The organism is Treponema primitia ZAS-2 (genome assembly GCF_000214375.1).
Classification (GTDB): Bacteria; Spirochaetota; Spirochaetia; order Treponematales; family Breznakiellaceae; genus Termitinema; species Termitinema primitia.
Genome location: NC_015578.1, coordinates 2,278,020 through 2,299,147, shown reverse-complemented (window position 1 = coordinate 2,299,147; position 21,128 = coordinate 2,278,020). Strand labels below are relative to the sequence as shown.

At 51.0% G+C, this 21,128-nt stretch carries 17 protein-coding genes; 2 read left to right on the top strand and 15 right to left on the bottom strand.

Features of this window, described 5'->3' with window-relative positions; all coding sequences use genetic code 11:
* Positions 1-142 precede the first annotated feature (142 nt).
* Both TREPR_RS09965 and TREPR_RS09960 read right to left on the bottom strand, forming a co-directional pair.
* Entirely contained in the window at positions 143-1,795 is a 1,653-nt protein-coding gene (locus tag TREPR_RS09965) for a putative manganese-dependent inorganic diphosphatase (RefSeq protein WP_015708188.1), read from the bottom strand.
* A complete protein-coding gene (locus TREPR_RS09960) occupies positions 1,796-3,652 on the bottom strand; it encodes a glycoside hydrolase family 36 protein (RefSeq protein ID WP_015708187.1) in 1,857 nt (618 codons plus the stop codon).
* A 71-nt stretch (positions 3,653-3,723) separates the two neighbouring features.
* Between TREPR_RS09960 and pth the strand changes: the two genes are divergently transcribed.
* Complete coding sequence (gene pth / locus TREPR_RS09955; RefSeq protein WP_015708186.1) at positions 3,724-4,347, top strand: aminoacyl-tRNA hydrolase; 624 nt, start codon at positions 3,724-3,726, stop codon at positions 4,345-4,347.
* A 15-nt stretch (positions 4,348-4,362) separates the two neighbouring features.
* Positions 4,363-5,337: a hydroxyacid dehydrogenase gene (locus TREPR_RS09950; RefSeq protein WP_015708185.1), complete on the top strand. Its 975-nt coding sequence runs from the start codon at positions 4,363-4,365 to the stop codon at positions 5,335-5,337.
* 22 nt (positions 5,338-5,359) lie between these two features.
* On the opposite strand, the gene mazG is transcribed toward TREPR_RS09950, so the two are convergent.
* The 13 genes from mazG to TREPR_RS09880 all read right to left on the bottom strand — a co-directional run bounded on the left by mazG (position 5,360) and on the right by TREPR_RS09880 (position 20,838).
* Positions 5,360-6,205, bottom strand: a complete 846-nt coding sequence (mazG, locus tag TREPR_RS09945; protein WP_041611604.1) for a nucleoside triphosphate pyrophosphohydrolase — start codon at positions 6,203-6,205, stop codon at positions 5,360-5,362.
* Positions 6,206-6,266: 61 nt separating this feature from the next.
* Entirely contained in the window at positions 6,267-6,968 is a 702-nt protein-coding gene (locus TREPR_RS09940; RefSeq protein WP_015708183.1) for an MgtC/SapB family protein, read from the bottom strand.
* Positions 6,969-6,995: 27 nt separating this feature from the next.
* On the bottom strand, positions 6,996-7,889 hold the full coding sequence (locus TREPR_RS09935) for a carbohydrate kinase family protein (protein WP_015708182.1): 894 nt from the start codon (positions 7,887-7,889) through the stop codon (positions 6,996-6,998).
* Positions 7,873-8,937 carry a LacI family DNA-binding transcriptional regulator gene (locus TREPR_RS09930; RefSeq protein WP_015708181.1) on the bottom strand — a complete coding sequence of 355 codons (1,065 nt, stop codon included), beginning with the start codon at positions 8,935-8,937 and terminating at the stop codon, positions 7,873-7,875. The genes TREPR_RS09935 and TREPR_RS09930 overlap by 17 nt, the downstream gene beginning before the upstream one ends.
* 632 nt (positions 8,938-9,569) lie before the next feature.
* Complete coding sequence (locus TREPR_RS09920) at positions 9,570-10,766, bottom strand: ABC transporter substrate-binding protein (RefSeq protein WP_015708179.1); 1,197 nt, start codon at positions 10,764-10,766, stop codon at positions 9,570-9,572.
* Between the two features lie 21 nt (positions 10,767-10,787).
* Positions 10,788-11,909, bottom strand: a complete 1,122-nt coding sequence (locus TREPR_RS09915; RefSeq protein ID WP_015708178.1) for an ABC transporter ATP-binding protein — start codon at positions 11,907-11,909, stop codon at positions 10,788-10,790.
* Between the two features lie 64 nt (positions 11,910-11,973).
* Positions 11,974-13,839: an ABC transporter permease gene (locus TREPR_RS09910; protein WP_015708177.1), complete on the bottom strand. Its 1,866-nt coding sequence runs from the start codon at positions 13,837-13,839 to the stop codon at positions 11,974-11,976.
* Between the two features lie 46 nt (positions 13,840-13,885).
* A complete protein-coding gene (locus TREPR_RS09905; protein WP_015708176.1) occupies positions 13,886-14,656 on the bottom strand; it encodes an HAD family hydrolase in 771 nt (256 codons plus the stop codon).
* Positions 14,649-15,416 carry an HAD family hydrolase gene (locus TREPR_RS09900; protein WP_015708175.1) on the bottom strand — a complete coding sequence of 256 codons (768 nt, stop codon included), beginning with the start codon at positions 15,414-15,416 and terminating at the stop codon, positions 14,649-14,651. Before TREPR_RS09900 ends, TREPR_RS09905 begins: the two co-directional genes overlap by 8 nt.
* Positions 15,413-16,495, bottom strand: a complete 1,083-nt coding sequence (locus TREPR_RS17880) for an endonuclease/exonuclease/phosphatase family protein (protein ID WP_015708174.1) — start codon at positions 16,493-16,495, stop codon at positions 15,413-15,415. Before TREPR_RS17880 ends, TREPR_RS09900 begins: the two co-directional genes overlap by 4 nt.
* A gap of 286 nt (positions 16,496-16,781) precedes the next feature.
* The gene (locus TREPR_RS09890; protein WP_015708173.1) at positions 16,782-17,921 is read right to left on the bottom strand and encodes an ABC transporter ATP-binding protein; all 1,140 of its coding nucleotides are present in this window, start codon (positions 17,919-17,921) and stop codon (positions 16,782-16,784) included.
* Entirely contained in the window at positions 17,914-19,695 is a 1,782-nt protein-coding gene (locus tag TREPR_RS09885; protein ID WP_015708172.1) for an ABC transporter permease, read from the bottom strand. The genes TREPR_RS09890 and TREPR_RS09885 overlap by 8 nt, the downstream gene beginning before the upstream one ends.
* A 93-nt stretch (positions 19,696-19,788) precedes the next feature.
* Positions 19,789-20,838 (bottom strand): ABC transporter substrate-binding protein, encoded by a 1,050-nt coding sequence (locus TREPR_RS09880; RefSeq protein ID WP_015708171.1) that lies wholly within the window; start codon positions 20,836-20,838, stop codon positions 19,789-19,791.
* Positions 20,839-21,128: the final 290 nt, after the last annotated feature.

Below are 21,128 nucleotides of genomic sequence, written 5' to 3'. Positions count from 1 at the left end.
GGAAAGATCCACTTAAGGATCCGGATTCTTTTATGGGCTGATTTTTCCTCAAAATTCCACATTATTCGGGCTGACTTTTCCTGAAAAATACCCATTTTTCGGGTTGATTTTTCCTGATTGTATAGTATGCGAATAGATTCAGTCAGTCCTTTGCCTTTTCCACCAGTTCAGAAAGCAGGGGGATGAGCTGTTTTTTCCGTGAAACTACGTCCTTCATCACATAGATACCATCTTCCTTGCGGGGAAAGTTGATTTGGGCCAGGAAGGATTTTTTTCCCGCTACAAAGAGCAGGGAATCCAGGGTGGTCACGTCGGTGACCAGAAGGGCGGAGAACAGCCATTTTTTGCGGGAGCAGATTTTTTCAAGCTGACCCAGGATTTCATCCTTGCGGGTTACCAGATCGTCCGGGCGGTCGGTTTCAACCTGGCTCACGGAAAATTCCACCCCCTGTTCGGCGTATTCCTTCATGTCCATGGCGACCAGTTCTTCTGCGGGACGGGCGTTGATGCGGTTCGCTTCTGTCTGGAGTTCCTGTCCCAGTTGAATTATGTCCAGGCCGGTAACCGAAGAAAGGTACTCCGCAGTATTCCTATCCGTATCGGTGGTTGTGGCGGAGTGGAGAGATAAGGTATCTGACAGGATACCGCAGAGTAGTATTGATGCTATTTCCTTGTCCATGGGTACATGGGATTCCCGGTAAAGGTTGGCAATAATAGTGCAGGTAGCCCCTACTACCTTGTTAATAAAAGTGATAGGGTACTTGGTGGAAAGGTTTCCAAGCCTGTGGTGGTCTATCACTTCAAGGATACGGTAATTTTCAATCCCCTCAATGGCCTGGTTGGGTTCATTATGATCCACCATTATTACTTCGATATTTGGTTCCTTGATCAGGTCTCCCTCGAAGATAATCCCCGCCACCCGGCCCTCGTCATCCCCCACTGGGAGACAGCGGGAAGGGGCCGTTGATAGGGGTTCCCGTATTTTTCGCACCGGATCATTCAGGTGAACCAGGGGTACAGAATCGTCCCCCATGGCACTCACCGGTGCTGAGTAGATGATCAGCATCGCTGTTGATGAGGTATCGAAAGGACTGGTTATCACCGATACATGGTTCTTTGTCGCCAAGGCTACCAGTTCCTTATCCAGGGTATGGCCGTTGGAGAGTATCAGCGCCCGGACCTTCCTCTCCAGACAGAATTTCTGTAAATCCCAGCGGTCCCCCAGGATCACCAGGGAGTCGTCCGGGCTTTCCTCTTCCAGATGTTTCTTGAAGTAGTCATTGTAAGAGCCGGCCACCACAATGGGGGACTTCTTCACTTCACTGGAATTGAACACCGTGATAGGCTGGGCACGGAGGGTGGCGGTCAGGTGATCGATGGACACGGGAAAATAGGATTTCTTGTGTGGGTTGATGTGGGTGATAATATAATTGGCAAAACCCCGGTAGTGGAGCATACTTTTGTATATACCCTGGGAATCAACGATGGGGATGACCCTAAGGCCGTCCTTCTGCATACGTTCCAGGGCCTCCCAGACCGTCACATCTTCGGCTATGGTCACTGGGGGCTCCGAGATGTAGTAGGAGGCCTTGGGGATAAGGTCCGGCAGGTACTCCGGTACGGGTACCTTAAAGCGGTTGAAGATGTACTCGGTTTGATAGCCGATGTTCCCCGCCCTTGCGGGGAAAACGTTTTCTTGCCCCTGGGCCTGTTTTAGCCGGGCATAAGCTGCGGCGGAAACCACCGAATCAGTGTCGGGGTTTCGGTGTCCGATTATATAGGTTTTCTTTTTCATTTATTTCTTTATCCGTAGGATCGTAATTGTATGGGGTGCAAAATTCATGGTCCCTCCGATACGGTGATCAATAATATACTCTCCTTCCTTTAGTATAGCATAAAAACCGCCTTCTGTCTCATCCCCGGAGACCTGCCAGGGCTTTTCGGAAAGGTTGATGATGCCCGTGGTTTTCCTGGACCGGCTTTCCAGGCGGAACAGATCCCGGTCCAGCCGCCTTACCCCATACTCATCCCCCTCCAGGCTGCGGTACAGTTCCGCAATATGCCCGGACAGGGCCAGGTCATCAGGGCTTAGCTGAAGGGGATTGTCGGAAAACATGATTTGTCCTGCCAGGAGGAAATTGACCAGGGCGATAAGTTCCTTTTCATTGGCCGTGAGCCGGCAGTTTTGGCTTCTGAGGAAGATCACATCCGGATCGTTGATGTACACCGAGCCGTTCATAAAGGAACGGCCTATGGTGTCCATGAGATTTATATAGGCCGAGGGCCGGCCTGTGTGGCCCAGGCATTTTACCAGTTTCCAGTCCCACTCGGCCTTTGTGTCCGCCCCGATACGGGAGAGGGGGAAGCGGCGGTAGGAAGGCCCCAGGGGGAGGCCGCAGCCCAGGTAGGCCACCGGAAGCCCGGTCCTGGTAGCGCTACGGCCGGTTAGGACAGCGCAGGCCCGGCGGTAGTGTTCGTGAGGGCTGCCGGGATTGGCAAAGGCCCCGTTAAAGAGGCCTGTGTAGAGGAAGTCCAGTTTGAGATAGCGGAAGCCCCATTCATCGACCGCTCGGTTTATAAGCCCCCCAAGGTAATCCAGTACATCCTCCCGGGATATGTCCAGACAGTAATACTGTTTGTCCCAGAGGTGGTTGAACCCTGCCACCACGGGCTTACCACCCGGCTTTTCCCTCAGGACCCATTCGGGTTTTTCCCTGAATATGCGGGCTTTTTTTATCACCAGAAAAGGCGCGAACCAGAGGCCGGGTATGTACCCGGCCTGTTCGATTTGTGAAGCCACCGGGGCGAGTCCCTGAGGGAAGCGCTTGTAATTGATTTCCCATTCCCCCACAGCCTTTTCCCAACCGTCGTCTATCTGGAATACCACGGGCTTTTTTGAATCCAGGTAATGGAGCTTGATGATGTTTTCGGTTTTTCCCAGATTTTCCAGATCTCCCAGGATGAGTTTTTCATTGATATTCGTGTAGTGGTTGTACCAGGATTCGTATCCCCCGGGGATCTTACCCAGGAAGGCAGTGGTTTTGAAGCTCTCTTCCTGCCCGTAGAGTTTTCTCAGTGCATCCTTCAGGGAAAAGAATCCCTGAACGGAAAAAACCGCCAGCGTTGCCGCCGCTTCCCCCTCCGCCCAGGTTTTCCCCGGGCAGTAGATCTCCGCGCTGACCAATCCCCGCTTCATATTGATCCGGTACGTTACCGGAGGCCCCTCATCCAGAGCAGCTATACAGAGGTAGCGGTCTCCTGCTCTGATATACATGATGAAGTGTCCAATAAGCCAGTCTTTGCCGCTCCGGTCAGCCAGTGTCTCGGTGTCCCCTGGACGGTTGGTAAGCTTTAACAACTCCGGGATAATCAGGACCCGATTCGGCAAGGTTTCCCCCGCAGCCAGTTCCCAGCCCGCAGACCAGGATTGCCAGCCCCCGCATTGGACCGTCAGTTGCGTAGGATCTCCGAAAGCCTCCTGGTCCGCCCCTTCCAGGCCGGCAAAATTCATTAATTCCTCAAAGGGCCAGAGGGCGATTTCAAAAGCCCCGCCCCTTTCCCTTGCAATTTGCCCCGCAGCTCCGGCAGTATAGCGCAGCAATGTCCCGGCTAACCCGGTTGGCAATGGGCCCTTTGTTTGTATAAGTTCCATATTATCCCCGAAAAATCACTATAAATTTTGCTGATAATAGTTTACTATAGGATAGAAAGATTAGCAAACCAATGATTGAACTTATTGCATTTCTGGGTAACCCCGGACCTGAATATCAGAATAACCGCCATAACGCGGGCCGGCTTTTAGCAGCGGTTCTTCCCTTTGCCCTGAGCTGGCAGAAGAAGTACAAGGGCCTTTACGCCGGCCTGGACAGCAGGGCTTTAAAACCGCCAAGCTCGCCTGTTGACGGTCCGGACGGCCTAAAACTGCCGGCCCTTCCCCCGAGACTCCACTTCCTCATGCCCGAAACCTATATGAACCTTTCCGGGGAGTCGGTCAAGGCCGCTGCTTCTTTTTTTAAAATTCCCCCGGAAAAAATACTGGTGATCCATGATGAGCTGGAGCTTCCCCTGGGCGTCGCGGCATTCAAGTTTTCAGGCGGCCTGGGGGGGCACAACGGCCTGCGGTCCATGAAAAGCTGCTTCGGCACTGCCGATTTTTGGCGCCTGCGTATAGGCATAGGCAGGCCGAACCACGATAATATTTCCGGCTGGGTTCTGTCGGATTTTGGAAACCCGGAGAAGCCGGTATTGGATCAGGTCCTGGAAGCCTGTGCTTCCGCCCTGACCCGCTCGCTCCTGGAGGGGCCCGAGGCACTTTTGCCGGAATGGAATAAAAAGAAGATAGGCTAGGGGAGGGGTAAACCGGTGTATAAGGTATTGATACCCGAGGACGTGGATTCATCGGGAAAGGACTATCTCCTTGAACGGGGATATGAGATCAAGGTGGGTGTTCCCACGGATATTGAAACCCTTAAACGGGAAATCGCTGACGCCGACGCCCTGCTGGCCCGTATCGCCCGGTTCCCCGAGGAGGTTCTGGCTGCGGGGAAGAAGCTCAAGGTGATAGCCCGCCATGGGGTAGGGGTGGATACGGTAGCGGTGGACTACGCCGAGTCCCAGGGTATATGGGTGGTCAACGCCCCCCTGTCCAATGGAAACACCGTGGCAGAATGCGCGGTGGCCATGATCATGGCCCTGGAATGCGATCTCATCAGGCTGGATCGAAAAACCCGGGAAGGGGACTGGACCTACCGGGAACACCTGAAGCGCCGGGATCTGGCGGGTTTAACCCTGGGCATCGTAGGCTTTGGCCGCATAGGCCGCATGGTAGCTGAAAAAGTCTCAGGCCTGGGTATGAAGATACTCACCTACCACCCCCGTAAACACCCCGAAACCCCGCTGATGGTGGAGCATACCACGGATTTTTCCCGGATCCTCTCTTCTTCGGACTACCTGGGGGTTTTTGTGCCCTCTACCTCTGAAACCCGGGGAATGTTTAACTACGCAGCCTTTTCCGCTATGAAACCCAGTGCCTATTACATTAACTGCGCCCGAGGTGACACCTACGTGGAAGCCGATCTGGCCAGGGCCCTGGATGAGGGCCGCCTTGCCGGGGCTGCGGTGGATGTCTTTGATCCCGAGCCCCGCTTTGACAGCCCCCTATACCGCATGGACCAGGTAATTGTGACCCAGCACAGCGCCGGCCTTTCGGTTGAGGCAAACTACAAAATGTCCCTGGATGCCGCTAAAGGCATCGACGAGATACTCCGGGGTGATAAGCCCACTTGGCCGGTAAACCACCCGGCGCATCCGAGGGCGGACAGCACAGTATCGCCCTGATATGGTTTACTCGGGTTTAGGGTTAACTTTTTTCCTTAGCTTCTTCCCAGAATTTGTCCATGGCATTCATATTTTCTTTGCTCAGTTCTAGGCTGCTTTCTTTCATCCTTTTTTCTATGTGCCGGAAGCGTTCCGTAAATTTAGCATTGGTGCGCTGGAGGGCCACTGAAGGCTCCACTTTTAAGAAGCGGCAGAGGTTTACCACTGAAAAGAGGAGGTCCCCCAGTTCCCCTTCCAGGTCTTCATGCAGCCTTCTGACCCCCTCGGGGGCCTCAGCGGCGTGACGGCTCAGGGCTTCCAGTGCCCCGATAGCATCGGCGACCTCCCCCAACTCTTCATCAACCTTGCCCATGACTCCCTGGGTATCCGGCCAGTCGAAACCGGCCTTGGCAGCCTTTTTCTGAAGTTTGTAAGCCCGGTCCAGGGGCGGCAGGGAACGGGACACCTGGTCCATCAGGGAGTCCTTGGGCTTGCGGCCCTCCTGTTCTACCTTTATCCTGGCCCAGTTGTCCAGAACCTCTGCACTGTCCTTAACCTTTACGTCGGCGAATACATGGGGATGTCGGCGTATCAGTTTTTCTGTGATGTCTCCCAGCACATCGGCCACGGAAAAGAGCTTTTCCTGCTCGTGCATATAGGAGATCATGGTCACCAGGAGGAAAAGGTCCCCCAGCTCTTCCCGTATATGGGCAGGATCCTTCTGATCAATGGCCTCAATACACTCGTAGGTCTCTTCGATAAGATCTCCCCGGAGGGTAGCAGGTGACTGTTCCCGGTCCCAGGGGCAGCCGTCGGGGGCGCGGAGCTGCACCACCGTGTCATAGAGGCCCTTAAAGGCCCCTTCTTCGGTTTTCTTTGAATCAGACATAACCCCAGTGTGGCTTGTAAAGCCCCAGAAGATCAAGTCTATCCGACAAATCCCCCGGCATCTACAGCTCCTCCATGAACTGAACCCCTTCGGCGTGCTGAACCAACTGCACTACCTCTGAACGCAAGCGGGGTATATCGCTTTTTACCACCAGGGTCACGCAGAAGGTCATCTTTTTCATGAATTTGTTTTTACTGAGCTGTATATCTGACACTGAAAGTTTTTGTTCCCGGGCATAGGAGAGAAAATCGCTGAAAGGGTGTTTTTTATCGAATTCAAGGTACAGGGGAATAACTGTGGTACGATCCTGGATGCGGGTATCAAAGCGGTTCAGCACCACCACGATAAAATAAATGACAATCCCGGCCATAATAGCCCCCGAATAAAAGCCTATACCTATGGCAAGGCCGCAGCAAGCCGCAGCCCAAAGGCCCGCAGCGGTGGTAATTCCTTTGACCTGGCTTTTGGCGTTCAGGATGATCGAACCCGCACCGAGGAAGCCGATGCCGCTGATTACCTGGGCGCCCAGCCGTACCGGATCCGATACGTGGTAGGTCTGGTAGACAAACTGGTTGGTCATCATTACCATGGTTGCGCCGAAACATACCAGCATGTGGGTACGGAACCCTGCGGGTCTGTTTTTTTTGCCCCGGTCATAGCCAAGAAAGCCGCCGAGAAGCATGGATAGAACAGATCGCAGGCATATAGATATCCAGTTAAGCTCATGCAGTTTTTGTAGTATCTCCGTGTAGTCAAAATTCATAACAATTCCTATCCTTTGTTGTACTTGTTATTTTTTGTAGAATTCTCTGATATAGGCTTCTACATCGGCCCTGGTTCCGTTGAAGGGGCCGGGGTGTTCCATCTTCAGAGAGACCAGGGCGGTGGCGGTAAGCAGTGCCTCAGGGATCCCCACTCCCAGCCGTTCGGTGATGTAGCTTGAAAAGGTGGTGTCCCCCCTACCGCTACGCCCGGAAAGGTTGCGGGCTTTTATGGGTTCGGTGTAGATGGTTTTCCCGTCGTAGATCAGCACCTCCGTATTGTGGGTGATCATGATCTCCTGGGCGCCCCAGCCGAATAGGACCTTCGCAGCTTCGGTCCGGTCCTTGAGCCCTGTGAGGATTTCTGCTTCCGCCGCATCGGTTTTGAGGAACCGTATTTTGGGCAGCAGTTCGTGTTTCTCAGGCCAGTCATGGAAGGACATCTCCCCTGTTTTCTCATCTCCACAGCGGAGGAAGCCCTGCACATCTACCGCCACCAGGGCTTTTTTATATGCAAAATCAATCATATCATTGCCGATGTCTCCCCGCATTAGCCCTGCCAAGTGGTAAATCTTAGCGTCCACCGGAGGCACATCTGCGGGCCGGTACCCATCTATGCGGCTCACCGCCCGGCAGGTCCGACGTTCTTTGTCCGCAGTATGGTAGATGTTTTCAATAGAAGTACTATTGGCGCTTCCAACCACCGCAACTTCAATGTTCTTTGATTTGGCGAACAGGGATACGGTATCCACAGTATCCTTATTTGCCTTGGGAAGCACGCAAACCGAATGGCCCAGAGCTGCCGCCGCAAAGCCTGAATAAACCACCGCTCCACCTATCTCGTGGATAGTGTGCCCTTCATGGTCCGTGTTGATGTCCAGTGAGGGCTGTCCGATAATAAGGGTGTCAAATTGTTTGCCCATGTAAGTTCTCCTTCTGATATTCTTCTCCGGCTCCTGTTATAAGCCGGCAGGTGCCTCGTTTTACCAGGGTGGGGGTAAGCACAATGTGTGAATACCCCGCCGCGCTTTCTTCTATATTATGGATCAACATATCCACCGCTGAAACAGCCATGGTGCGCAAGGGCTGTTCAATGGTGGTAAGGTTGATCCGGGGTAGCATGGAATAAGAAATGTTGTCAAAGCCGATTAGGGAAATATCTTCGGGTATTCGTATTCCCAATTCATCCGCCGCCTTCATTACACCCAGGGCAGTGGTATCGTTACCCGCAAATATCGCTGTATAGGGATGAGGGCCTGAAAGGAGATTTTTCCCCAGGGTATACCCGTGTTCTATGGAACTGGATGGCGCAGCATTACTGATTACCGCAGTTTTCAAGCCGTGCTTCTTACATGCGTTGAGGTACCCCTCGGTACGGTGTTGATGGGTTTTGCTTCCCTGCCGGTGGCCGATATAGACAATAGACCGGTGGCCCATGGATATGAGGTATTCCGTACCCAGTTCTGCTCCTTGGTAATTATCTACCGTAACATAACTGCGGCGTTCATCCTTCAGGTTATCACCGATAACGACCGTAGGGATCTGCTCAACGTATTTATCCATCAATTCATAGGATTCGGCGTTGGTCGGGGTAATGATGATTCCGTCAACCTGCCTGCCCATGAGGAGGGAAAAAAGTTCCGCCTCGTGCTGTTCCTGGTGCATGGAATTACAGAGGATAAGGCTGTACCCCCGCTGTCTGGCGTAGAGTTCCACCTGAAAGGCAAGCTGGGCCATATAGGGGTTGTCGATGCTGCCCACGATAAACCCAAGAAGTTTGCTTTTTCGCACCACCAGGGAGCGGGCCATGTAGTTTGTGGTATATCCAACCTGGTCGCATATCCCAAGAATCTGTTTACGGGTTTCGCTGTTGATACCGGGGCTACCGGTCAGGGCACGGGAAACAGTTGCGTAGGATACGCCGCTTATTTTTGCAATATCCCGTATGGTTAACCTCTTTGTGCTTATCATTGGCATACCCTTCATTTTGAATAAACAGTTATGTAACAGTTAAAGTATATTTTTATTTTGTAAACCCGTCAATACATAAATATTATGCACGGTGCTACGTGCGCTTTCCATAAAAGACATAGACAAGAGTGGAAATCAGATTGCCCCATAATACAGGCAAAAAGAGATACATAATAAAAAGCCCTGCCGCTGCCCGGCGCTGCTCTGGGGAATAGTGTAGAAGGGCAAAAACGCCTATAAGAGCTGCGTATATAAAGAGCAGAAAAAATGCCGCAGGAACCAGACGTTTATCCCTGATAAAAAAAAGCGGTATAACGCAGATTGCACTGGCTATGATGCAGATAATTGACGGGGGCAGCCATACCGCAAGAAAGTTTCCGGTATCCCATGGAACAAGATTCGCGACGGGCCCAGCGCTTAGTGCATAGGACAGTATAAATATCACAGCATAAAGCATGCTCAGTGAAAAAGCGCTGAGAAAAAAAGTACTTTTTATTTTGCCTCTGTCTGTAAAAATGCCCATTGCTTAACCGGATTTTTTAAACGAAAGTCCGGATACTATATTTCCGAACTTTCGTTTAATGGTAAGTGCGGTGGCGTTCCCTCCGCATAGGCGGGGAAAACGTCTCAATTTATCTTTTTGTTTGAAGTGAAATCCAATAATCCTTTATATCAGGCACGGCGCTGTAAAGGTAACTGGGATCTGCTTCAAAGGTCTTGAGGTCTGCCAGCAGGGGATTGCCCTTGGCAGGGACAACGTCATCCCGTACAGACCAGCCGCCCAGGGTGTTAAAGGGATTAAAGCCCTCGCCTTTGCCATCGGTGCCTCCGAGCATCCAGCGGAGCAGAAGTTTTGCCGCATTGGGATGGGGAGCCTGGTCCACAAGGTAGAGATTATTCTGGTTATGGAGACTGGTTCCGGGGGTAATATTGATAGGTGCCAAAACCCAGTTGTCGCTGGCATTTTTGCGGAGCTTGGAAGAAGCTGCCCAGCCGACTAAACCCGGTCCTTTCTGTCCTTTTGTACCGACCGCTTCACAAACCCTGTCGGATGAACTTTCAAAGATAATGTCATTTGCTGTTAGACGTTTGATAAGTTCATGCGCCGCAGTGGGACACTCGGGGGAAAGTTTTATTTTTTCGCCGAAGACTTTCTGATAGTCCTCTTCAAAAAGCGCTGAGTTTGCCACAAAGGCCGCAAAGTTGATAAGATAGGTGTTGGCGCTCAGGGGGTCCTGCATAACTATACGGCCCTTCCATTCCGGTTTGGTCAGATCCCACCAGCTGGAAATGGGGGGAGCGCTGAAGAGCTCTGAATTATAAAACCACTGGGAAAGCTCAACATAGAGGGGCATGGAATAGGCCCGTGACGATTCAGGTATATGAGCGCAGATATCCTGTGGGTAGTAAAGGTTGAATTTACCGGGCAGTACCATTTCCTGATAAATCGCCCCGTCCTCATCTTTGATATGCACCAGATCGGCGTTGTAAACCCCTGCAGCATATTCCCTGGTAACCTTTTCATAGAGTTCGTTGGAGCTGATGTCAAAGGCATTAACCGTAACTCCAGGGTATTTCTTTTCAAAGCTGACTTTTATCGAAGTAATACGGCTGGAAATAGAATAGATGGTAACCTGGCCTTCCTTCTTGGCAAGTTCATACAATTCATCCTCAGTTTGGGAGCCATCGTCGACTTTATTCGCTTTGGCCCATTCGGTGATAACCGGAGTAACCGGCGCAGCTGCCTGGGAGCTGCCAGTTGTTTTTCCTTTACCGCAGCTTAAAGCCAGGGCAAAGACGCATGCCGAAAGAATAATAATTCTTTTCATTTTCTTTTCCTCCATAAAATTTTACAGTGCGTATTTAATAAGCGCGCCGCTTTCCTTGTTAAAGACATTGATCATATTAGGATTTATGCTCAGGTACAGTTTCTGGTCACTCTCATAATTGCCTATGCCAAGCTCCTTGACCAGAAGCCGGGTATTTTTTATCTGAATCTGCACCAGGGTCTCGGAACCCGCAGGCTGGGAAGCGTATACGGAAGCCTCCAGGGCGCCGGGGGAAGAATTTCTCTGTGGAGTGAGCTGTTCGGGCCTGAGGCCGAGGATGCAGTCAAATTTTCCTGATTTGGGGAATTCATTGGCGGTCAGGTCCTTTTGGTCGAATCTGAATTCACCCAGATCAGAAGCTACCACCAGATCACCCCCTTCAAGGGAAGCCTTTCCTTCGACAAAGTTAATCCGGGGATTGCCGATAAAGTCTGCCACCCTCAGGGAGACAGGGTTTTTATACACATCCATTGGTGTATCCACCTGCACCAGCACTCCGTCAAAGAAAATAGCTACCTTGGTACTCATGGTAAGGGCTTCAATCTGATCGTGGGTAACATACACAACCGTGGTCCCCATTTCCTGGTGCAGCCGCTTGAGTTCTGACCGCATATCAATACGGAGCTTCGCGTCAAGGTTGGAAAGGGGTTCGTCCAAAAGCAGTATCTTTGGGGTGGTAACAATGGCCCTGGCTATGGCCACCCGCTGCTGCTGCCCGCCTGAAAGTTCCGAGGGATACCGGTCTTTGTACTGGAGTATCTGCATACGGTCCAGGGCGTTTTCCACCTTTGCCTTGATCTCGCTGTTGGGGATCTTTTTTATGGTCAGCCCAAAGGCTACATTCTTGTACACCGTCATGTGGGGCCACAGGGCGTAGGATTGGAATACCAGGTTTAGTTCCCGCTTGGAAGGCGCCACATAGAACAGTTCCTTTGCATTGACAATTTCCTTGTTGTCCAGGCTGATGGTTCCGTTTTGGGGCGTCTCAAGTCCCGAAATGACCCGGAGGGTTGTTGTTTTCCCGCATCCCGAGGGTCCCAGGAGGGTCATAAATTCTCCGTCCTCGATGGTAAGGTTAAGGTTTTTCAGCACATGGTTACTGCCGTAAAACTTGTCAATATTTTTAAGTTCTATCCTGCTCATCTCTTTCTCCTTGTTAGATGTTTGTTTCCCGTGCTTTGCGCGGGGAACTTGCAAGAAACGGTTTTCAGCCGCCCATGCTCTTGGCGATATCCGCCTTACCGCCGATATTCAGCAGCATATAGGTGATAAAAACAATGGCAAACAGTATTACTGCAACCACATTGGAATAGGGTTCCTGGTTCTGGTTCGCATATTGAAACGCCATATAGGGCAGGGTAGCCCTGGTGGGGGTCATGATAAGGACGATCAGATCCAGTTCCTTCATGATACTGATAAATATCAGCATGAAGCCCGATACAAAACCTGCTTTGGACAGGGGGAGTACAATGCGCCTGAAGCGGTTAAGGAAGGAGGATCCCTGGATGGTCGCCGCTTCTTCCAGCTCGACCCCTATCTGGAGCATATTTGAAATACCCGCCCTGCATGAGAAGGGCAGATGTTTGACCACACTGACCAGTACCATGAGGGTAAAGGTTCCGTACAGGGACGGAATAAGGTGGAAGGTTCCTCCCCCGGGCAGGGGTATGCCGAGACGGGGAACCGCAAACATGGACAGGTAAATTGCGCCAAAGGCAATGGATGGAATAAGGTAGGGCACAAAGACCAGCTGTTCGATAAATTTCCCCGCCAGTTTTCCCCTGGTTCGGGAAATGATATACCCGATAATCTGCCCTACCAGGGAAGCGATAACCGAAGTACATACCACCAGCATGATAGTGTTTCTGAATATCATCCAGAAGCGCGGATTGTGGAGCACCCCCGGTTCGCCTTCATAGATTGAAAGGTTTGGCGCCCCGGCCCAGTAGTGGAAGGTAAAATTGGATAGGGTATATAAGCCCGGTTTAAGCATAAAGGTATCCACTACCAGAATAAGCAGGGGGCCCATAACGCCTAACACCAGGAGCAGGAGCAGCATGACCATTATCATATACTTCCAGGGCCCCAGTTTTATCAGGGTTGATCGTCCACCCTTACCACCTATGGTAGCAAAACTCTTTCTCGCACCGATGGCCTTTTGATTGATGAACACAAAAACTGACGAAATCCCTATCAGTATCATGGCCACCGCATAGCCCGTTGTGGCTTCCCGGTTTTTAATGGTCTGATACAAGGTGGTAGAAATGGTGTTGAAGTTTACCTTCATCCCCAGAAAGGCCGGTACCCCGAAGGTTCCCATGGCCTTGGAAAAGGTAAGGATAACCGCCGAAAGTATGGCCGGCAGTACCAGGGGCATGGTTATTTTACTCAGTATCTGCCTCTTATTGGCCCCCGCAATTTCTCCCATCTCTTCAAGTTCGCTGTTGACCGAGCCGAGGGCCGCGGATACCAAAAGATACGCGTAGGCATAGTAGTGGATGACCAATACCAGGACTATGGGTATGGGCCCGTAGGCAAGCCAGTTTGGGGTTTCAATACCCATAGCTGCCAGAAAGCCTATACGACCCCCAATGCGGGAATTCTTAAATACCGTAATCCAGGCCATGGATTTACACCAGGAGGGCAGCATATAGGGAATGATAACCGCCAGGGAAAAGAATTTTTTCCAGGGAATATCGCTGCGCACCATGAGCCATGCAATAACCGAACCGAGCAGTATGCTCATTACCGAAACAGAAATCGCTATGCAAAGAGAATTGAGCAGCGGTCTGTAGAGCAGTGCCTGGCTGAGGTTTGAAAAAACCAGACGGTTCCAGTAGTACAGGGTAAATTCACCCTCCGTCATGTTCGGAAACCTTCTCAGGTCCACCCGTTGCAATTCAAATGTGGTGGTAATCATATCCAGCAGGGGCATGATAATCAAATAGCCGAGCAGAATAATTGTTATCACTACAATGACATTGTAGGGATTGGTAACAATATTGAGAAAGGCATTTTTTATCTTCCGTGCCACCGAATAAGATCCTGGCTGGGATAACTGCGCTGTACTCATACAGTCTCCTCCTTTACCGTATTGTTAGCAGGGGTAATTTCAAGGTTTAACATTTTGAAGCCCCTTCTTCTGTTAATTTCTTTACTATCCCTGGTATTTCCATAAGGCTGGCTACCGGATACTCCGCTTCCTCGTCTTCGGTCCCGAACCCTGCATCGGAACCCTTGGTCAATTCCGAATTGATCCGTATGCAGCCGAGATACCCCGCAAGCCGGGAACCCCGCACATCCCGGGAAATGGTATCCCCCACATAGAGGCATTCGTCGGGCCTGACTCCCAGGGCGCCTGAAGCAGTGAGGAAAAGCGCCGGGTTAGGTTTTCTAAACCCCGCAATGGAAGAAAGAACGATGGTGTCAAAATAGCCGCGTATCCCGTATTCGTGGAGTATTTCAAACACCTGGGTATAGGAAGAGGTGTTTGAAATGATCCCCATGGATATCTTCATCTCCGCAAGTTCATCAAGCATGGGCTTTGATTCCGGGCGCAGGGAACGGTGATAGTAGACCCGTTCCCAGATATCCGCAAGATCGTTTGCAGCAGCCTTGAGGCGATCCCGGTTACAGTCAAAGCCTTTGAGCAGCCACTGGGACCAAAGTTCGTAGGGGCTGAGCTCAATACCCTGGTCCACACCCCATTTGCGGTACGCCTTATTTTGGGCCTCAATGTGCTCCATAAATTTGGCCGGCTCAAGATCAATTTGCATACCCTGCATCCCCAGATAATCAAGGAGTTTTCTGCCGCAGGTTTCGTTATATTCCGGTTTATGAAACACATCCTCCAGGGTTCCGCCCATATCAAAAATGACCGCCTTAAGCATGCTGTGCCCTCCGATTTGCATTGTGTATCAGGGCCGGAATTTCCGGAAACCCGTCAACCCGGTAATCCGGTTCATTTTCAGGGGAAACAAACCGGGCGTCCTTTTTTTCCGACGCAGGATATCTAATCAATATGACCATGGCCATGCCTGCATTATGGGAACCAATCACATCCCTGGAGATACGATCCCCCACATAGGCGCATTCGGACGGAACCAGGCTGAGTTTTTCTGTTGCAATTTCGAATATGTGCTTGTCCGGTTTCCGTATCCCCGTTTCCATGGAGGTAACCACAGAGTCCATATAATCCGCCAGGCCGTACCGTTTAAGCCGGTCATGGACAAAGTCGGGGGAAAGAATATTACTGATGATGCCAAGCTTCATGCCCATGGCTTTAAGCTCACCAAGGGCTTCCTTCATACCTGGTCTCGGGACAAGCTGCTTGCGTTCCCCGTCATACAGAAAACAGAGGCGTTCCGCGCAGGGGGCCAGTTGCTTTTCTGTGAGGGAAAAGTCTTTGAGGAAGAATTCTGACCAGACCCTTGCCGGGGGAAGTTCTTTAAGGTCTTGCTCGCTGTGTTTTTTGTATTCCTTGGCCCGCTTGTCCACCGCGGCAATAAGATCCTCGGGGCTTATATTCAGGCTAATCCCGTTTTCAGACAGGGTTTGTAAGACCGAAAGGGCAAAGTTTTTTTCCTGAACAGGGTCGTCTTCGCTAGTGTGGAGTACGCCGCCGACGTCAAAAATTACCGCCCGGATCATGACCGCTTCCCTCCGCAACTTGCAACGGAGTTACCCGCGCAGCTTACCAAAACAATATCGTGATCCGACAATTCCTGCCCCTGATAGGAGAGGGCTTCTTCCGACGGGTTTTTAAGGCCATTGCTATGAAAGATACTTTCCACCCTGCTTGGTGCAGAACAGACAAGGCCTCGCTGGAAAAACCAATCCAGGTTGAGCAGCACCGTCTGCCCGTCATCCATGGGCTTGCGCCTGGTGGGCTTGGTCATGCTATTGCAGTCATGGTAGGAAAAGCCACGGGAGGCCGCATGGTCCAGCAGGGGTTCCAGGGCGGGAATCTGTCCCAGCCGCCGCCACTGTTCATCAGGGTGATCCGCCAGGCTGCGCATCTGGCTGTCATCATTGCCGTCAATCGTATTGGTGTTCATGTCCCCGCCTATGAGCACCGGAGTCCCGGGGGCAAAATGTCCTTCCACCGCGTTAAGAAGGGCTTCCATCTGATGCAGCCTTCCCCGGGGGTCAGTGCGGTTTTCCAGGTGCACACTCACCAGGCCCACTGTTCCCAGGGCGCCCATGTCTGCCTCTGCAAATACCGCCATGCGCATACCCAGGCGGCTGTCCCCGGGCTTGTAAAACCAGTCGTAGGCTATGGGGAGCCGTAGGGCGCCGAAATTCTTTAGGGGGAAGCGGGAAAAAATGGCGTTTCCATGCAGCCCAAGGCCGTTCCCGCTTTGCCCTGCTTTAAGGGTAAGAAACTCCACCCCGTAAACATAATTCATGCCAAGGCATTCTGCCAGTTCTTTTGTAACATGAAGATTCCCTGTCCGGGCCATCCCGTAGTCAAGCTCATTGGCAAAGAGCACATCCGCATCCTTAAGCTGGGGGAGATAGGTAAAATAGGCTTTTATCTCCTTAAGCCGCCTGCCTGCTTCCATATTGAAAATCGCCGCCCTGAAGGGTGTTTTTCCGGTCTTGGAAAAGCTATTATCCCCCTCAAGCTCCAGCATTTCAGGCAAATAGGTCTTTATAGCCTCAGGGTGGGACAGTTTCCCCACTGCGGCGGCGGCTATCCCTATACTTTCCTGTTTGTACTGAATCATAACTCCCCTATTCGGTTTGTAACCGTTTACGTTATTGTAACCCCCGAATTTTAAATCTGTCAAGAAAAATATTTATAAAATGTGAAAAAAATGTAATCTGACGTGGCTTATCCTTAAATCTTACCAAAAACCTTGTTGACAGGCCTAGTTTTTACGATTTACACCGAAATATCATTGCAACCGTTTACCAAAAATGTAACAAATGAAAGGGCAAAATAGGATCAATATCTGCTTTCTTTGTTCCTGAACGCTGCTTGCCAGTGGCCGGTAGAAGCAATAATTAAGCTTATTCCGCATCCAGGGGAGAGTCGGGCAGCACACGTACACATTCCATATCAAGTACGGCGTTTACTTTTTCACCCTCGGCGTAAGTTTTATGCAGCTGGGGATTGTAAATTTCTATCACCAGCACGGTATCCGCAAGTTCCAGCTCATATTCCATGTTTGAACCCAGGAAGGTTACCCGCCTGATGGTTCCGGGAATCCCCTCCTCGTGCACGGACAGTTTGACCGATTCAGGCCGGAATGTAAGGCAGCACTTTTCCCCGGGCCGAACCGGCGCTTTGCCGGGGTTCGGTATTTTGAAACTCCTGTCTCCGATGCGAACCAGGGCCGCTTCATCTTCCTTAGCTTCGTAGATGCCGGAGATAAAGTTTGCCTTGCCAATAAAATTAGCCACGAATTTACAGGAGGGATACTCATAGATGTCCTTGGGCGTACCAATCTGCATGAGATCTCCGTCTTTCATGATCACCACCCGGTCAGAGATAGCCATTGCCTCTCCCTGATCGTGGGTGACGTAAAGGCTGGTAATTCCAAGGCGTTTTTGTAGGGACCGGAGTTCGTCTCGCATGTGTTCACGCAGTTTTGCGTCAAGGTTTGAAAGGGGTTCGTCAAAAAGAAGCACACTGGGCTCAATGACGATGGCCCGGGCCAGGGCTACCCGCTGCTGCTGCCCCCCGGAAAGCTGGTTCGGGAAACGCCGTTCCATCCCGGTTAGCTGCATCAATTCAATAACTTTATTGGTACGGGCGAGAACCTCATTCTTGGAAAGACGCTGTACTTTCAGTCCGTAGGCGACATTTTCCCAAATGCTCATGTGTGGGAACAGGGCGTAGCTCTGGAATACCATAGAAATCCCCCGCTTGTTGGGGGGCACCTTTGCTACGTCCTTACCGCCGATAAGGATCTGCCCTTCCGAGGGATATTCAAAACCGGAGATCATCCGCAGGGTAGTGGTTTTACCGCAGCCCGAAGGCCCCAGCAGGGTTACAAGCTCCCCATCGGCAATATCCAAGTCGATGTGGTTCACCGCGATGGTTTCCCCCTTTTTTTCCGGGGTGGGGAATAACTTGGTAATATTCTTCAGGGTTACGCCGCTGCTCTTTTTGCTGAATTGGCGTATGGCCTCGGTATTTTCAAACATGGCCGGCTCCTTCCTTTTGTACTTCAAATGATACTAGCGCTTTTTTGATTTCCTCCTCCCGGGGGGCCTTTGCCCTGGGGGAAAGCAGAATATGTACTAAAATATTGATGATGCCTATGGCAGCCAGGATGATAACAATCATAAGGGTAACATAGGCTGCGGCATCGGAATACCGTGAGGCTTCAAAGAGGGAAAATATTTTTGATGTGGCCAGGGGCCATCGGGGGGACACCAGAAATATGATGGCGCTTACCGCGGTCATTGCCCGCACAAAGGCGTACACAAGACCGGAAAAGAAGGCATTGCGCAGCAGGGGCAGGGTGATACGGCGGAAGGAATAGGCACTGCTTGCACCTGAAATGGAAGAAGCCTCTTCAATGGATTTGTCTATCTGTAGCAGGGTTGTGGTACCCGACTCTATAGCCACAGGAAGGTTGCGGAACACAAAAGCTGCGGCGAGTATAAACGCTGTGCCTGTGAAGAGCAGAGGCCTTTGGTTAAAGGAAGTAATATAGCCTATACCCAGCACCGTGCCGGGCACGGCGAAGGTCAGCAGGGAAACTACTTCCATGGCCCTCCTGCCGGGAAACCGGACCCGCACGGTGAGATACGCAATAATCATGCCTAGTATGCCCCCAATGGGTGCGGCATAGACGGCCAGCTTGACCGAATTCCACAGGGAGTCCAGCCCCATGGACAGCACAAATTCAAAATGTGACAGGGTGAGCTGATAATTAACTCCCCAGGTTTTCACAAAAGCCCCGGTCAGGGCGGTCCCGTACAAGAGTATGATAAAGGCTGAAACCAGGATACAGGCGGCAAACAGGGGGTATACGATGTGTTTTTCATGGAGCTTGCGACGTTTCTGGGTGGGCTTCCCCGTGATGGTAACAAAACTTTTTTTACGCATCCAGTATTTTTGCAGGAGGTACGCCGCCACGGTCGGCAAGAGCAGTACAATTGCCATCATGGAACCCTTGTGGAGATCGTACATACCGGTGATAATCCGGTAGGCTTCTACGGATAGAGTGGAAAAGGAACCTGCAATGACCGCAGGGTTTGAGAAATCCTCCATGGACTGGATGAAAACCAGCAGCATGGCACTGATTATGCCCGGCAAAGAAAGGGGGAGGGTAACGGTCCTGAAGATATGCCCCCGGGTGGCGCCCAAGCTGTAAGCCGCATCCTCCACAGAATCGTCGATAGATTCCAAAATGCCGCTTAGGGTCAGGTAGGCTACTGGAAAGAACGAGAGGGTTTGCACCACAATAAGGCTGTGCATCCCGTATACATCAGCATTTCTGATCCCCAAAAGGCCCCTGGTGATGAGGCCCTGACGGCCGAACAGGAAGATGATGGACAGTGAAAGGATAAAGGGGGGCGAAACAATGGGCAGAGTGGCAATGGCCTTAAAAAATTTTTTACCTTTCATTTCTGTGCGGGTTATGGCAAAAGCAAACAAATACCCTATCACTGTTGCGATTACCGCGACGATAAGCCCCAGGGTCATACTGTTGTAGAATGTTCTGCGTAAGGATGGTGTGGAGAGAATACTGGTAAGATTACCCAGGGTAAAACGGTTGTTCCCATCGGTGGCGCCCATTTTGAACACATTAAAAATGGGCAGGAGGACAAAGGTCACAAGCATAAGGCCGATAATAAAAATAGTAATCAGAAGCAGGGGCTGGCGGATAAGCATTGTCATATCATTACGACCGGACAGGTAGTTAAGCTTCTTCTCCGGGATTTTTTCCCCGGCGGCTCCTGCTAGCATGGTACCTCCTTTTATGGTACGAACAACCCGAAAAAAGCGGACAGGTCTGCCTTTCCCGGGTTGTTAAGGGACTATCTCAAAGACGGTGAAAAATTACTCCTTGAGATTTGAAGTATTTTCGATTAAATCATTAAATTTCGCTACAAAAGCTGCTTTGTTCTGCCCCGCCCATACAGCATCATAATTAATGATTGGCAGGTCATCCAGGCTGACCAGCCCCGGGGTATACTTGGCTTTAGTATTGACCGGCAGACGGTTACTGGCGGCATCAATGAACAGTTCCTGCCCCCGGACACTCATAAACCAGTCGATAAAACGTTTTGCGTTTTCCTGTTCTTTTTCAAAGCCGTTTTTGATAAGCGCCACGCCTCCCACTTCGTAACCCGTACCCTCGGTGGGGAACACCAGTTCCACAGGATACCCTTCCATTTTGGGCTTGAGGCCGTCATGGGAGAAGGTGATGGCAATGGCCGCTTCCCCAAGGGCCGCTTCCTGGGGCGGGGCGGCTCCGGCCTTGGTGTACTGGCGTACATTGGCGTCTAACTTTTTCAGATAGTTCCAGGATTCGGTTTCCCCAAAGAGCTGGATAAGGGTTGCAAGCACGGTGTAAGAAGTGCCGGATGTGGCAGGGTGGGCCATGGATACCTGTCCCTTGAATTCCGGCTTAACGAGATCCGCCCAGGATGTGGGCATCTTCAGGTTGTTTTCCTTAAACCAATCGGTATTACAGACAAAAGCGATGGCCCCTACATAGATGGGGTTCCACACGCCATCCGCGTCATGGTACTGGGCGGGGATGTTTGCAAGTTCTGAGGACTGATAGGGGGACAGAAGCCCCTCTTTATTTGCCGCCACATAGGTATCGCTGGAACCGCCGTGCATGAGCGAGGCCTGGGGATTGTTTTTTTCCGCAGAGATACGGGCCATCATCTCCCCGGCGGAGAGCCGGACATAGTTCACATGGATGCCTGTATCCTTTTCAAAGGCATTAAAATAGGTGGGGATTTCCTGATCCGGCAGGGCCGAATAGACCGTGAGCTGGTTGTAAGCCGGCGCGGCTGTTCCGGCTGATTGCCCTGATTTGGGGGTGCAAGCCGCCAAAAGGATAGACACAAACAGAAATAATGGAAGTCGATGTTTCATACTAAAATTTCCTCCTCGAAATTGTATAGTATCGGTTTTTATACCGGGACTTAGGTAACTTGTTCTTAATTCTATGATCACCTTGCATAAAAAGCAAGAAAATCAATGGTTTGTAACCGTTTACGTTATTGTAACCCCTGAATTATAAATCTGTCAAGAAAAATATTTTTTAAAAATAGTTATAAAATGTAATTTGCTGTGACTTATCCTTAAATATTCCCAAAAATCTTGTTGAAAAGTCCATTTTTTAAAATTTATACCGAAACATCATTGCAACCGTTTACCAAAAA